11 protein-coding genes are annotated in these 14,841 nt (G+C 52.0%); 2 read left to right on the top strand and 9 right to left on the bottom strand.

All coding sequences use genetic code 11. From position 1 onward, the window contains the following. Positions 1 to 2: 2 nt before the first annotated feature. From ACFOET_RS12095 to ACFOET_RS12125, 7 genes are all read right to left on the bottom strand, one after another. Positions 3 to 1,451: an FGGY-family carbohydrate kinase gene (locus ACFOET_RS12095; RefSeq protein ID WP_379022958.1), complete on the bottom strand. Its 1,449-nt coding sequence runs from the start codon at positions 1,449 to 1,451 to the stop codon at positions 3 to 5. 7 nt (positions 1,452 to 1,458) lie between these two features. After that, the gene (locus tag ACFOET_RS12100) at positions 1,459 to 2,367 is read right to left on the bottom strand and encodes a glycerophosphodiester phosphodiesterase family protein (RefSeq protein WP_379022960.1); all 909 of its coding nucleotides are present in this window, start codon (positions 2,365 to 2,367) and stop codon (positions 1,459 to 1,461) included. A gap of 9 nt (positions 2,368 to 2,376) precedes the next feature. Continuing rightward, positions 2,377 to 3,378: a 2-hydroxyacid dehydrogenase gene (locus ACFOET_RS12105; protein WP_379022962.1), complete on the bottom strand. Its 1,002-nt coding sequence runs from the start codon at positions 3,376 to 3,378 to the stop codon at positions 2,377 to 2,379. A gap of 51 nt (positions 3,379 to 3,429) precedes the next feature. After that, positions 3,430 to 4,689 (bottom strand): MFS transporter, encoded by a 1,260-nt coding sequence (locus ACFOET_RS12110; RefSeq protein WP_379022964.1) that lies wholly within the window; start codon positions 4,687 to 4,689, stop codon positions 3,430 to 3,432. 108 nt (positions 4,690 to 4,797) lie between these two features. Beyond that, a complete protein-coding gene (locus tag ACFOET_RS12115; RefSeq protein WP_379022966.1) occupies positions 4,798 to 6,015 on the bottom strand; it encodes a DUF5689 domain-containing protein in 1,218 nt (405 codons plus the stop codon). 25 nt (positions 6,016 to 6,040) lie between these two features. Next, on the bottom strand, positions 6,041 to 7,474 hold the full coding sequence (locus ACFOET_RS12120; RefSeq protein WP_379022968.1) for a SusD/RagB family nutrient-binding outer membrane lipoprotein: 1,434 nt from the start codon (positions 7,472 to 7,474) through the stop codon (positions 6,041 to 6,043). Between the two features lie 12 nt (positions 7,475 to 7,486). After that, positions 7,487 to 10,636, bottom strand: a complete 3,150-nt coding sequence (locus tag ACFOET_RS12125; RefSeq protein WP_379022970.1) for a SusC/RagA family TonB-linked outer membrane protein — start codon at positions 10,634 to 10,636, stop codon at positions 7,487 to 7,489. A gap of 342 nt (positions 10,637 to 10,978) precedes the next feature. Here ACFOET_RS12125 and ACFOET_RS12130 point away from each other — a divergent pair, with 342 nt between their 5' ends. After that, positions 10,979 to 11,746 carry a DeoR/GlpR family DNA-binding transcription regulator gene (locus tag ACFOET_RS12130; RefSeq protein ID WP_379022972.1) on the top strand — a complete coding sequence of 256 codons (768 nt, stop codon included), beginning with the start codon at positions 10,979 to 10,981 and terminating at the stop codon, positions 11,744 to 11,746. Between the two features lie 21 nt (positions 11,747 to 11,767). Here ACFOET_RS12130 and ACFOET_RS12135 read toward each other — a convergent pair whose 3' ends face one another. After that, positions 11,768 to 12,118, bottom strand: a complete 351-nt coding sequence (locus ACFOET_RS12135; RefSeq protein WP_379022974.1) for a hypothetical protein — start codon at positions 12,116 to 12,118, stop codon at positions 11,768 to 11,770. Positions 12,119 to 12,250: 132 nt separating this feature from the next. Here ACFOET_RS12135 and ACFOET_RS12140 point away from each other — a divergent pair, with 132 nt between their 5' ends. After that, entirely contained in the window at positions 12,251 to 13,426 is a 1,176-nt protein-coding gene (locus ACFOET_RS12140; protein ID WP_379022976.1) for a glycosyltransferase family 4 protein, read from the top strand. A gap of 8 nt (positions 13,427 to 13,434) precedes the next feature. On the opposite strand, the gene ACFOET_RS12145 is transcribed toward ACFOET_RS12140, so the two are convergent. Beyond that, entirely contained in the window at positions 13,435 to 14,676 is a 1,242-nt protein-coding gene (locus ACFOET_RS12145) for a dipeptidase (protein ID WP_379022978.1), read from the bottom strand. Positions 14,677 to 14,841 lie beyond the last annotated feature (165 nt).

Raw genomic sequence — 14,841 nt, forward strand, 5'->3', positions numbered from 1 at the left:
CTTCACTTGATTTGCCTGAATGCCTGCCGCGCACGCTTCCACTCTTCATACAGCGCCACAAAACGCCCGCGGTTTTCGGGGGACACCTCTTCCTGCACTTGCGGCATAGCACCTTGCAGGCCAGCCGCTTCGGCGCAGATAAACGCCCCGCCAAGCACCGATGACTGCCGGTACGTATTACAGATCCGTATTTTTTTGTTAGTCAGGTTGGCGATAAACTGCCGGAGCTTCCGGCTTTGCACACCGCCGCCGCAGGCCCAGATGTAGTCGCGCCCATGTCCCGAAACACCGTCCAGCACCTTGTAGTTCTCATAGATACTGCACGCAATGTCCCACAGGATGGCGAACACGAACCCGCCCCGGGTCAGCTGGTGCGATACCGGCGCATTGAAGATAAATCCACCCTTGATGAGCGGGGTGTCTTCATCGGCTATCAGCGACCCCAGGGATGCCACGCACTGCGAATACGATGTTTCATCCAGTTCACGCTCGATGACTTCATAGCTTTCATTCGGATAGAATATTTCTTTAAGCCGCTGATAGTTGAGTCCTGTGACGCCGGCATTGGCCTCCAGCATAAAGCTATCCGCATCGATGTGACGGCCGGTCCATGTACGTTGGCGAGTGTCCGTGACATACGAATCGACCATCTTGATGATCGGTGTCGTCGTGCCGGATACAATCACCACGTCACCCGTGTCCGGTTTGATGCTGTGGACAGCCAGTTGGGTGTCGGCTCCGCCCACCACCACTACCGCGTCAGCGGCAATGTCCAGTTCTTTCGCCAAGCCCGGCCGGATCTGACCGAGCACATCGCCCGACGATTTCAACGGCGGCAGCAGGGAGGCCGGCAGCGCAAAGGCCCTGCAAAGCTCGGCAGACCAGTCCTTTCGTTTCACGTCATACAGCAGGGTCTCCGACGCTTGCGAATGCTCGTAGCAAAGTATGCCGGAAAACTGGAACTGCACCCAATCGCTGATGCTGGTAAACGTAGCCGCGCGGGTCCATACGTCGGCTTTTCGCTCACGCAGCCCCACCAGCTTCAACGCTGAAAAAAGTGCGGTGGGATACCGCCCCGTCAGCGCATAAATGCGGTCTTTATCAGTGATCAGCGACTCCCATTCGCGCCCGCGGTTGTCGTGGTTGGACATGCCGATCAGTGGCTTGCCCGCATCATCCAGCACAACGATGCCTTCCCGCTGACTGGTGGCCGTAATGGCGATAATCTGCACCGGAGCAGCCTCAGCGAGTGTACGCGTGGCGAGTTGCTTGATCTGCGCCCATAACCGGTCCGGTTCGAAATAAATCGAGTCAGGATAGCCGTCATCCTTTTCATATCGCACATTCTCGCGGTGCAGGGCCAGCAGGTCACCTTCGGCCGATACGACGGCGGTACGGACATTGCCGGTACCGACATCCACAATGAAGAAAGCGTTTCTTTTATCTGTCATGTAGTAGTCAATCTATCTTATCGGTTTGCTGTTTTGCCAGCGCTGTGATCGGGAAATCCGAAATGACCCGCTGTACACCGAGCGCCGAGATGCGTTTGATCTCCCCGTAATCATTGCAGTTACCTATGATAAGCTCCATATCCAAGGTGCCGCACGCGCTCACCAGCGCCGAGTCGATATAGGCGGCGTTGATGGAATAGTAATCGGGCGTAAAACCCAGCCATTCCATGTTATCGGCTAGGGACGTACCGGCCCTTGCCAGGAACGCCAGCTTGACCTCCGGATAGTCCCGCCTCAAGACCTGAAGCGTACGGGGGTCAAACGACTGCACAATAACGCGATCGCGGATGTTTTTTTCATCCACTACCTCCATCAACAGTTCAACAAATTCCTCAGGACCGGGATGCCGTATTCCGTCGGTTTTCGCGTTGAGTTTGGTTTCCATGAAATACCGCGGCGGATCAAAACCTTCAGCGGCCGCGAGCGCCTCGACCGAATCGATCACTTCGCTCAACAATGGAATGTATGCCGGATACCGTTCCTGTTCCGGAAAATCCGGATTCGGCGTTGTTCCCACATCGAACTGACGGATCGCCGAATAATCCATTTGATAAAGCACATACTGTTCATCTTTCGTCAACGGATCGCCATTGGGCTTTTTCGTAATTTTCGGATTCAGGACAGGGTCATGGCTGACGACCACTTTCTTGTCTGCGCTTATGGCCAGATCAAGCTCCAGGATAGCCCCATAAGGCAAGACCTTTTTCATCGCCTGAATGGTGTTTTCCGGATGCAATCCGCGGAAACCGCGATGTGCATAGACCTCAATGTGCGGCAGGGTAACCGCCGGATCACATCCCATGCAACACACCGCTGCAAGGGCTAGACTCCGAAATAGACTGATGGCTGACTTCACGGTATGGTGTTATGTATTCGCTACTAAGATATCGCGATTCACCAATTGTCCGATATCTTTTTTATGCTGCACAAAAAATTCCTCCAACAAGCTATTCATGATGTCGGTATGATGGTCTTCCACCTCATGCGTTGCCCCGGCAATATGGGGGGTGGCCAGCACATTCGGGTGGCGTATCAATCGATAGTCCTGCTCATCCGGCGGCTCATGGTCAAATACATCCAGAATCGCCCCCCTTATCCGTTGATGTTCAATAGCGTCCAATAGGTCATCCCTGTTGACCACCACTGCACGGGCAGTATTCACAAAAATGGCATCGGCCTTCATCCGTGATAACAACCGACGGTCTATCATTCCCTTCGTCTGCGGCGTCACCGGAAGATGGATAGCCACGATATCGCTCGTCTCAAACAGCGCCTCCAGCGACGATTTAGCGTAAGCGGGATCATCGGACGTGAAATACGGGTCATAATAAGCAATCTCGCAGGGAAAGCACCGCAGGATCCGGGCGATCGTCTGTCCGACGGCGCCGAACCCCACCATACCGACCTTTTTACCCGCCAGTTCATTCCCCTTGAGCTGCAAGTACGCCGTGTGCGCACCTCCTCCCCACTGGCCGCTCTCCAGCCATTGTATGCCATGAAGCGTGTTTCGCATAAAAGTGATCACGTTCGCGATAAACAGCTCAGCGACCGCCTGTGCGTTCCGAGCAGGGGTGTTGAACACCGGTATCCCCCGTTTGGTGGCCTCTTCTACGGCAACATTCGATGGTGTACCGCGGCAAACCCCGATAAATTTCAATTCCGGATAAGCGGCTATCACCCCTTCGGTAACTTCATCATGCTCGGTGATCAGTGCATCGGCCTGCGTCTCGCTGAGCAGTCCGATCAGCTCATCAGGCTGATACCCCCTTCCGTGCGGCTTCCAGGGCCGATAGATCACCTCTCCGAATAGCTGCGCCAATTTCTCTCTTCCTTTTTCATGGTAAGGCGCCGTGACCAATATCCTCATAAAATGTCAGTGTTTGGTAATAAATATATTGTAATCAGGGTACGTTTTCAATCAGTCTACGGCCGCTACCTGCGGTACCGGCTCATCGTTCACCTGCTTGGGCAATTTGATAAACAGGGTGAGTACAGCACTCAGAAAATATAGCCCAGCCAGCACCCAAATAACCCCCTCATCGCCGATCGACGCAATCAACGCACCGACGATTGCCGGGCCGACAAACACCGGCAAACCGGCACCCAGATTAAGTATGGCCATGGCCGCGCCTTTGTCTTTCCTGACCAACGACGGAACCAATGCGGAAAGCGGCACATACCCTGCCAGCAAGGCTCCCCAAAGCACCCCGCTGAACAGGACCGCCCAGAAGTCTCCGCCGAACCAGACCGGGGAATAGAAAAACAGCAACGTGGTGAGACCGCACCCTACCCCGCCGAACCACATGATGGTATTCCGCCAGCCCAAGCGGTCGCCCACAAAGCCGAAAATCAAATTAAACGCGATGTTACTGGTAAAAATCGTCCCCCAGATCTGCAACCATTCCTTTGTGCTGAACCCGTGCGTAGCCATATAAATAGGCAGAAACACCGGAAACGCAAACTGCGCCGTGGTGTTGATGACCCGCACAATGCCGCCCAACAGTACCTTGGGTTCTTCCCTTGCGATGGTCAACCCCTTGATCAGCTCGCGTGTCTTTGACCCCCTATCGCTAGAAGGCACAAAACGGTCGCGGTTCAGCACCAGCGCAAAGAATGCCCCAACCAATACCCAGAAGATCGAACTCCAGAGCGTGTTGTGGTAACCCAAGGCGTCAATGGCCCAACTGGAATAATACGCCCCGAAGACATTCAGTCCGCCGGTAAATACAAACCAGAACCAACCGACGGCCCTCCCGAGCCTGTTCTGGGGTGTACGATAGGTAATCCAGACCAAAAACGAATAGGCAAATAACGGGTAAGCAAAACCCCTGATGGCATACGTAATAAGCATCACGGTATAATCAAGGTTCTGCATACCCATTCCGACAAACCCCAGCGTGCCGATGATATACAGCAACAAACCCAGCGTCATCGCCTTACGCGGACCGAAGCCCTCCGCCAGCACACCGGAGAACCATGATGAGATGGCAATCGTAATCCCATAAACCGTAAACATCAACGCAGATTGTTGCATGGAAAGCCCATGTTCAATCAGGTAAGGGCTCAGCCACCCCTGCTCCACACCATCGCCCATCATAAAGATGATCATGCCGAGGTAACCCCAGGCCAGGGGTTTGGGCAGACCCAACCTATCTACTAAACTGGACGACTTATTCATAACTCAACTTGTGGTTTATTTGGTAATCATGAAGCAAACCTAACAACAAAATTTAATACAATTAAATAAAAAATAATAAAATTTAATATTTAACAACTTTTTAGGTGATTAATAGCTACTATAAACCGCAAAGTCATCCATATTCATCCGCCCATTATTCCCCGACCCCAACGCCAGCTTATGCACTCTGAAACGTACAGGCCCATCAATCTCCATTAAAAATGTCGCCGTCTCCCCGACTTTATTTGACGTTACAACCGGCTCACCAACCACCGTCCAATTCTGTCCCTGATCTACGGAGTATTCAAGCTGCCATTCGCATCCAGGATCGGTACCGTATGAACCGTAATATATCGTAACCTTAGAAGCACCATCCGGCAGATCGAAATTCATCTGCAAGTAAAGCGGCACGGCGTTATTTTGATTGAATTGCACACCCTTCATCCCGGTAATGCGGCGAAGATCGGTTGGGGTCACCAAGGTAACGCCATCAAACAACCACTTTCCTGTACTCAATTCAAGCTCCGCAGCAGCATATGCATTTTTCACCAAGTCTGTTTCAAAAGCCTCAGGCCAAATCGGATACAACGGTCCGCTTGCATTCTGGACATCCTGCTCGTTCCTCAACCGCAGTACGGGTACGGCCTGCCCGGATTTGTCCATCAACGTGGCGATTCCTGAAAACTCGGCGTTAAACGGCGTTGTATGCGCGGAAAAGGTCGCGTCGGGATCGGTATACAGCTCGACTTGTTGTCCGGATCCATCATCCAAAACCACATTCCCCTGATAGGTATCCGAGGCATTGATGACATTGGCCCCCACGATCTTCACCAGCGTACTTTCGTATTCGCCAAAGTTGTCCAATAGCTCGCTTATTGACACCTGATTGAACATAACCTGTGAGGCCACTCCCAATTTCACAATGGCCGACGCATCAAGCTCCTCAAGCGCCAACGGCCCATTGCGTCTAGTCAGCAGCGCGCCGTTCACGTCGATCGAAATGGAGTCTCCCAACGCAAATTGATCAGCCTGCCCATCCAGCCTCAACGCAATCCCCCTAGTAAACCCACGGAACGTATATTGCACAGCCACCTCGCCGGGCGTTACGTTGCCCGACGCAGCATCGGTAACAACAATGCCCATGATGGTATTGGCCTTCATAATCATATCCGGTGTTATTCGCAGATCTTGTCCATCGTACAGCTCCCTGATATCCTGTATCGTTACGTAAGGATTCGGAATGGCGTTAGGCGGCTGCGGATTATATTTGTCACATCCCAGTGCGATCACCAACACACCACATAATGCTATTAAAGTTCGTTTCATTACTTTTTTGTTTAAATTAATCAGATTATTGCCACCACATAGGCGAGTTCAGGTTATCCCCTCCCATCCGCTGAGCAGCTACTTCCACATTTTCTCGGTTTGTCGCTTTCACAATGACCGGATATTCAAAGCGGTTTGGCATACGCCCACCGTTATCTGTACCGGTCCCTTTGAAGAGTGTAGGCAGTCCTGTCCGCCGATATTCAGACCATGATTCGAACCCCACGAAAAACAGCGCCAGGTATTTCTGTTCCATGAGCTGTTCAAACGTTCCGTTGTAAGCAACATACGTGCCCCCCATAAATTCTGGAGCGGGCTGAATTCCCCATTGCCTGACCGCCTCCTCCACGGCCTCGGTGTACAGCGATTCTGCATCGGCTTCGATCCATCCTTTTTGCGCAGCCTCCGCCAGATTGAACAGCACTTCGGGATAAGTAAGCAGGTAAGCGGGCTGATTGGCAGCCTGCAATGCGGTCAGGTAGGTGGATGTGCCTTCGCCTGCATTGTCCGCCAAACTCGCCGTTATCCCAACGGGCTGACCGCTTTCAACACCCACGAATTCACCCACCCGGTTGCGCGACATGATAAGGTCTCGGCGCGGATCGGAAGTTTTATTCAGCAAATTCACAAACGTACTGCCCATGCGCCGGTCTCCCCTGAAGTCGAAATCCCGAAGCTGAAACAGAATGTTGACGTAGGGATTTACCCCCGTGTATTTAAACACCGCCCCATCATCACTGGAAGCCATGATCGGAAAGGTAGCGGGATCCGCGAACAGCTCATTGATGCGGGCAGGCGCGTCCATCTCGCTGCGGTTCGAAACCCTGACGAGAAACCTCAGCCGCAACGAATTGGAAAACTTCTTCCATTTGAGCAGGTTGCCACCGAACAGCGGATCATTAGCGGCATTATACGTCGCATTTACGTCGATCAATCCATTGGCCTCTTCCAGCTCATCCAACAAACTGGCGTAAATATCGCGCTGCTCGTCAAACGATGGGAAATAGACCTTTTCAGCTCCCTTGAAAGCATCTTTATACGGAATATCGCCGTAGATATCTGTCAAAGCCGCCATCAGCCAAGCCTTCACAATCAACGCGATTGCCATATTGTTCCGGTCACCGATGTCATTCGCTAAGTTGTACATGTCACTTGCATTGCCTGCCCAGCGGTATAAATGGTTCCACATATAATCAAACTCCGTTGCCCTAAAAACATAACGATGGAACTCCTGCATCACGTTGATCTGGACACTATATTGCATCAATTCATGGTTGATTCGATGGCTCCTGCTTAACAGCGCGTTTGTTGAGTTGAGCAGAATGGGCGCCAACAGGGTTTCAGGACGCACGCTTTCCAACCGGTTAGGATCCGTATTGATCGCTTCAAAATTTTTGTCGCATGATGAAAACATGCAGAGGCAAAGACTGGTTACCAATGTGAATATTTTGCTTTTCATACCGATTCAATATTAAAATGAAACCTTAAGATTAGCGCCGAAGGAACGCGTAGACGGCAATTGGCCGGTTTCGAACCCGGGCTCTATGATCCCGTTATTCAGCGTAGCGACCTCCGGATCGAATGCCGGGAATTTGGTGATCATAAACAGGTCGCGACCAAAAACGCCAATCGATGCATTCTGCAGCCAACCCCACTGTTGCGTCCATTTAGCCGGCAGGCTGAACCGCAGCTGTGCCTCCCTCAGCTTAAGAAAGGAGGTGTCGAATGTATTCATCTCCACGTTATCCCGTTGGTAAAGCCGATCGTAGTAAAGTGAAATCTCTTCGGTAACCACGTCGTTCGGCCGGTAAGTGCCATCAGGATTCAGCTGCACCCCTTCGCCGATCAAACCGTTGTAACGGCCCGGCAGCGTTTTGGTCAGTTTGCCGCTATACGCCAGCATCGAGTGGGTGAGCGAGTACATTTTACCACCGAGCCTGCCATCCAGCAGGAAACTGACACTGATATTTTTATATGAAAAACTATTATTTAGACTTGCCTGCCACTTAGGAACGGCTGTACCCTGGTAGCGCAGCTCCGGATCCAGCATCGGGTAGCCCTGCGCGTCAAAAATAACCTGACCCTCTTCATTTCTGAGCAGTCCACCACCATAAATATCGCCGAGTGTCCCGCCTACGGAAGCCTGCACAAAGCCCCGCGGCCCACGAGACAGGATGATGGATTCCACACCGTCAGACAATTCAAGCACCCGATTCCGGTTGGCAGACCAGATCGCATTGACCGTCCAATTCAGCCCATCGCTACGTTTGAACGGCGAGGCCGTAACCCCGATCTCCAACCCATAATTATTCACCAAACCGGCGTTGAAAGCCCGCTGCGAAAATCCGGTCGACGGATCGGTCGGTATCTGAATGATCTGATCGCGCGCATCGGAGTTGTAGTAAGTCACATCCAGGCCCAACCTGTTGCCGAAGAAACGCATATCCAGGCCCACTTCCCGGGTGGTGATCATCTCCGGCTTGAGCTCAATGTTCGGGAGCACCGTCGGATTGGAGTAGCTTCCCCCGATGGCATTTGCGGAATAGTATTTAGCCGTCAGGTAAGGATCCGTATCGTTGCCCACCTGAGCGAGAGATGCCCGCACTTTCAGGTAAGACAGCGGCCTGATGGCAGAGAGATCAAATAGATCCGTGACGATCAGACTCGCGCTGACGGAAGGATAGAAATAGGAATTGTTGCCGGGCGGCAATGTACTTGACCAGTCATTCCGCGCCGTTACATCGATAAAAAACAAGTTTTTATACCCTACCTGGCCAAGCCCGTAAAAACTGTTGACTACCTTACGGTAGTTGAGATTATTCGTAAAAACACGGTCCATTGAATTGGCCAGCGTGTATAAGCCCGGATAGTTGAGCCGTTCGGCCAGTGCACTATTGTTTTTCCATAGGCGGTTCATCGCGTTTCCACCAGCTGACAGCGACAACGTCCAGTCATCTGCCAAGTCATCATCATACCTTAGTAGAAAGTCGTTATTCATCTCCAACTCATACGTCTCCTGCTCCCGGTAGCTTCCGGTTACAGCGCTCACCGAGCTATAGGGCCGTCTTGTTGTCCGAAAGTTATTCCCCATATCAATCCCCGAACGCACCATCAAGCTCAGCTTGTCCGTGAAGCTGTAGGTAGCCGAAACGTTGCCGTAAATGCGGTCCCGGTCCATGGTATTCAGCTGTTCGTATATTTTCATGAACGGATTATCATCACCGGCATTGTAAAAGCTATTCTGCTCAACGTCTTCCCTCCCGTGTTTCCAATAATCCCGGTACCAGTCAATGGGAATGTTGGGCGCCGACCACATCAGGGAATACGAAATTGACCTCGCACTGTATCCTGCGGACGGAAGATTGTCGCTTTTCCGTTTCATGTAGTTCAGGTTTGTACGGAAATTTAGTTTGTTCAGATTATGCGTAGAGGCCAGGGAAAAGGTGTTTCTCGAAAACCCGGTATTCGGAATGATGTATTCATTCTCCAGGTTCGTAAATGAAGCCCTGAAACTGTTAGTTGCATTCCCCCCATCAAGTGTAATGGTATTGGTATACGTTGCTCCAGTTCGGTAGAATCCTTTTACGTAGTTACGGTCGGCTACCCAGGGCGTCCTTTCCGTTCCCTGGCCTTGGGTGACTGGGTCATACTGATAAAACAACTGGCCTTCGAATTTGGGGCCCCATGTATGGGTACTCCGCGTATTGGGCCCATCAGCGGATGCACCATACGAGTAATACGTGTGCGCAGCATATGACCGCTGCCCTTCACCATACTCATACTGGTAGTCAGGCCAGTTGAGCACACGATCGAAAACCGCATTTGAATTTACAGAAATATTTATCTTGGCTTGTTTAGAACCGGTTTTAGTGGTGATAACAATCGCACCTGAACCCGCACGCGATCCATACAACGCAGCAGCAGCCGGCCCCCGCAATACCGTTACGCTCTCGATGTCATCCGGATTGATCTCACTAGCCGCATTGCCATAGTCGATCGATGGCTCACCGGAAGGATTATACGCATTGCTGCCATTGCCGGACATCCCGCTATTTACGGGGACGCCGTCAACCACCAGCAACGCTTCGCCCTTGCTGAGGTCGATCGAGTTTTGCCCCCTGAGCACCAGACGGACAGACCCACCCGGCCCGCCACCTGATGAGGACATCTGCAATCCCGGCACTTTACCCGCTAGTCCGTTGAGCCAGTTATTTGGCGCCACATTGCTGATGGATTCGCCACTTACCTTCGTCACGGAATAACCGAGCGACCTTTCTTCACGCTGAATACCTAACGCTGTCACAACCACTTCGTCGATGTCCTGTTGCTGAAGCTGGAGTGTAACATCCATTTTTGACCCGCCGGTGTAACGGATTTCTCTGGTGTCATAGCCAACTATCCTGAATACCACAACTTCTCTATTATTGATCATCAGCGAATAACTGCCATCATCCGCGGAGGCAGCCCCTCGATTAGGGCTATCTTTGATAGAAATGGAAACACCAGGAATCGGATGCCCTTCCGTATCAGAAACAGTCCCCCTCAGCTGGTTTTGCTGTGCAAGCGCCATCCCGGCCGGCAACAGGCACGACATCAATAAATAGTAAATTTGTTTTGCCATTGTTTTATAAGTGAATACATGTTGAATATTCGTTCTTTGACTCCTTGACTTGCTGTATAACGCCCATTACGGACTCCGTTCAAATAATGAGCGGATTTTTCAACTCATGGATTAAATTTTAAGGTTTATAACACCACAAATTTAAGTGAATAAAATATTTAAAAACAAAATAAAACAAAAAATAATATTGAAATAAAGTTTTATTAACACAAATAAACTGCTGATTGGCTTCCGGTTTGCAGCAACATGCATCATTTTCTTCCATATATCAGCAAAATCACCTAACATTGCAGTAAGCGATCCGAATGCGCTCCATTAAAGGTAAATTAACGTTAGTTAAACATGAAGAACATCACCAAACGGCACCAGTTTATACTTGAGCGGCTCAAGAATAAAGGGCAGATCACCATCCCCGAACTGATCGATCTCACGCAGGTGTCGGGTGTTACAATCCGCAAAGACCTTAAGTTTCTGGAGGACAAAGGGCTTATTTTCATCACCCGTGGCGGGGCTTCGCTCACCAATCCCTATACGATCGACAGGCCCATCTATGAAAAAGCGACCATCAATGCCGAGCAAAAAAAGAAAATCGCGCAGGCTGCTGTCAAGCTGATCGGCGAGAACGATGCCATCATCATCGGCTCCGGCACCACTGCGTTTGAATTTGCGCACCACCTGCATCCGGCCAACCCGCTCACCGTCATCACCCCGGCGGTAAAGGTTACCATGGAACTGTGCAACCGGCCTAATGTTGAAGTGCTGCAATTGGGAGGATTGATCCGGCCGAGCTCGTCGTCAGTAGCCGGATCATATGTCGAATACATGCTTGACCGTGTGTCATGCGGGGTGTTGTTCATCGGGGTGGATGGCGTCGATCTTGACTTCGGGTTCTCCATCAGCAACCTCACCGAAGCCAACATCAACCAGAAAATGATCAACACCTCGCAGATTGTTGTCGTGTTGGCCGACAGCTCCAAATTCGGGAAACGGGGCATCGCAAAAATATGCGAACTGGAACAGGTACAGTATATCGTAACGGACGGCGGTGCGCCGGAAAGCATGGTGAAGGAGCTGGAAGAGCGGGGACCGAAGGTGATCGTGGCTAAATAACGGCATTATACTGGCGCGGGCCTAACCGTTGCGCTTCACCAACAGCACATCATCATTTTCAAGTAATAGGTATCCATATTCATAGCAGAATCGATACTGGGTGCCTTTGCCCGTCTCGTACATATCGGTAATGTAGTCAAAATTGAACCCCTGTTGTACGAGCGAAAGCCATTTCACCTTCGTCTTACCCGCCGGATTGAGTGTCTCGAGTATTTTCCTGTTGCGCTTGAGGATGTGGTTTACTCTCCGTAGGTAGCTGTTCTCTTCGCTGTTCCGCCGGTTGTTGTGATTGCTGCGGCATGCATCATCGCAGAATTTCTTATCGGCCCGGCCGATGAGTAGTTTTCCGCAATCCAAGCATCGTCTCTCCATAGGTAGTGGTTTCGTTTGACGGCCATGTTAAGATGATGCGATAAAATTACAGATTTAAGGTTAAACCACCAACATCGGTCATCAATCTTTTGAATAAACCAGAGCTTTGCCTACATTCGCTCCTGTTGATCCATGCGCATACTCATCATCCATAATCACTATCAGCGCCCCGGCGGTGAAGATGTCGTTTTCGAACAGGAAAGGACGCTGCTTTCATCCGTCGCGGCGGTTGAGACGCTCACGTCCAGGAACCGAACGGGATGGCGCGGCGCCTGGCAGACGCTGTGGTCACCCTGGAATGTATGGGCGGGGCATCGGCTGAAACGGGCGATCAGGCGGCACCGGCCGGATGTCATCCATATCCACAACTTGCATTATGCCATCGGCCCGATAGCCATACGCATTGCCAAGCGGCATGGCATACCGGTGGTCATGACCCTGCATAACTACCGGCTGCTCTGTCCTTCGGCGACACTGTTCCACAACGGCCGGCTGTTTACCGACAGCCTGCGCGCTGTTTTTCCCTGGAACGCAGTGCGCCTGGGCGTGCACAGCCATTCCGTCTTCAAGACGTTCTGGCTGGCGTTCACGGTCTGGCTGCATAAAAAAGCCGGCACCTGGCGCATGGTAGACCGCTACATTGCACTGACGGCCTTTGCCAGACAGCTGTTTGCCGAATCGACACTGGGGTTGCCCGAGGATCAGTTCATCGTTAAGCCAAACTTCGTGACAGCCGGGCAAGCAACCGCTTCAGCGCGCGGCGGGTACTTCTTGTTTATCGGCCGCCTCGCTCCGGAAAAGGGCATCGAAGTGCTTCTGGCGGCCTTCAGCGGCACGGATTGCCTATTGCGCATCGCCGGGGATGGTCCGCTGCGCCAACGGGTGATCGATGCCGCCGGCACCCAAAGCAACATCACTTACCTCGGTTCCCTCAACCCTACGGAAATCCGCCGTGAGCTGTCTGCTTGCTCGGCCCTGATATTTCCGTCCATCTGGTACGAGGGCATGCCCATGACCCTGCTGGAGGCTTTTGCTGCAGGCACGCCGGTAATCGCCAGCGATCTGGGTGCCATGCAGGGCATGGTGGCAGATGGACAGACGGGATACCGCTTCCCTCCGGGTGACGCGCAGGCGCTGCGCGAAAAGGTGCAACATTGGCTGCAATCAGCCCCTGCCACACGGGCCGATATGGCAAGCCGGGCCCGGCAAGCCTATGAGCTTCACTATACCGCGGATAAAAACAAAGCCTTACTTGTGGAAATCTATGCTTCGGTTATGCAACCGTACAAAAAAAAAGCCAATAGATGAAGACAGCGCTAAGATGACCACTCGGCTGCCACGCGCTGTGCTTCTTTCATCACCCGGAAGAAGTTGCCGCTCCAGATTTTCTTGATATCGTCCTCGCTGTACCCCCGCTTCACGAGTTCATAGGTGATATTGCCCATTTCGCTCACGTCAAACATTCCTTCAACACCACCGCCACCATCCAGATCGGGACCTATGCCTACGTGATCCACTCCTACCAGTTTCACGATGTGGTCAATGTGATCAACCACCTGCTGCAGGGTAGCCAGCTCTTCAGGGTAGCGCTCGTCGATCTCCTTCAGCGCTGCGGCGCGCTCCGCCCGCTGCTCTTCCGTCAGCTCCACGCCACGCGGATACTTGGCACGCAGCGCCTGCAGCGCCTCGGCCCGTTCGGGATTGCGGTCTTTCAGGTAGCCGCTCAGCATGTTCATCTGCACCACGCCGCCTTTTTGAGCCAACGCGCTGATCATTTCGTCAGACAGGTTCCGCGGATGGTCATACAGTGCCCTTGCCGAGCTATGCGTCGCTACGATCGGTGCGGCCGAATACTCGATACAATCCCAGAAAGCGTCATCTGAGATATGCGACACGTCGACGATCATGCCGAGCCGGTTCATCTCGCGGACCACATCAATGCCGAACGGGCTGAGACCACCATGTTCCACGCTGTCCGTCGAAGAATCACAGATATCGTTGTTGCTCGTGTGGCACAGCGTCATATACCGTGCACCGAGCTCATAGTAGGTTTCCAGCAGGGAAAGATCCTTACCGATGGCCCAGCCGTTTTCCACGGCCGTAAACACCGAAAACTTACCGGCCCGCTTCAGCGCCACGGCATCTTCGGGCGTAGTTGCCAATCCGGCGATATCGGGGTGATCATTCGCGATGCCATGCACGATATCAAAGAGTTCCAGTGCCCGGCGCTTTGCGTCCGCGTATCCTTCGGGTGTGCGCGGCCCTTGGCCAAGATACACTGCAAAAAACATGGCATCCATCCCACCTTTCTTTATGCGTGGAAAATCCACTTTGGATCCTGAAGTATGAGGGTCGTGTGCTTCAGCTAGGTCGAAATCGGGGCGCGAATGCATGAGCATAGGTAGGTCGCAATGGGTATCCAAAGTCAATGCAGCAGCATGGATAGCATCAGCTTCTGCCCTGATTTTTGTCTCAGGATCACTGCAATGCTGGAAAAGCACCGTCAGAGCCGACAGCATAATGCCGCTCAATATAAAACGGGTAGCAATTCTCTTCATAATTTTTGTTGATTTAAGGTTACTATATACTTATTGCTCCTAAACTAAGCAAAGCTTACTATACAATTGCGCTACTCCACAAAAATGTTGCAAATTCAAGCACATATATTTCCTCGATTTGCTTTTGTTCGCCAACTTTACTACGTTTGGATAGAAGCAACAGAC

Origin of the sequence: Parapedobacter deserti (genome assembly GCF_042646065.1) — a bacterium.
GTDB lineage: Bacteria > Bacteroidota > Bacteroidia > Sphingobacteriales > Sphingobacteriaceae > Parapedobacter > Parapedobacter deserti.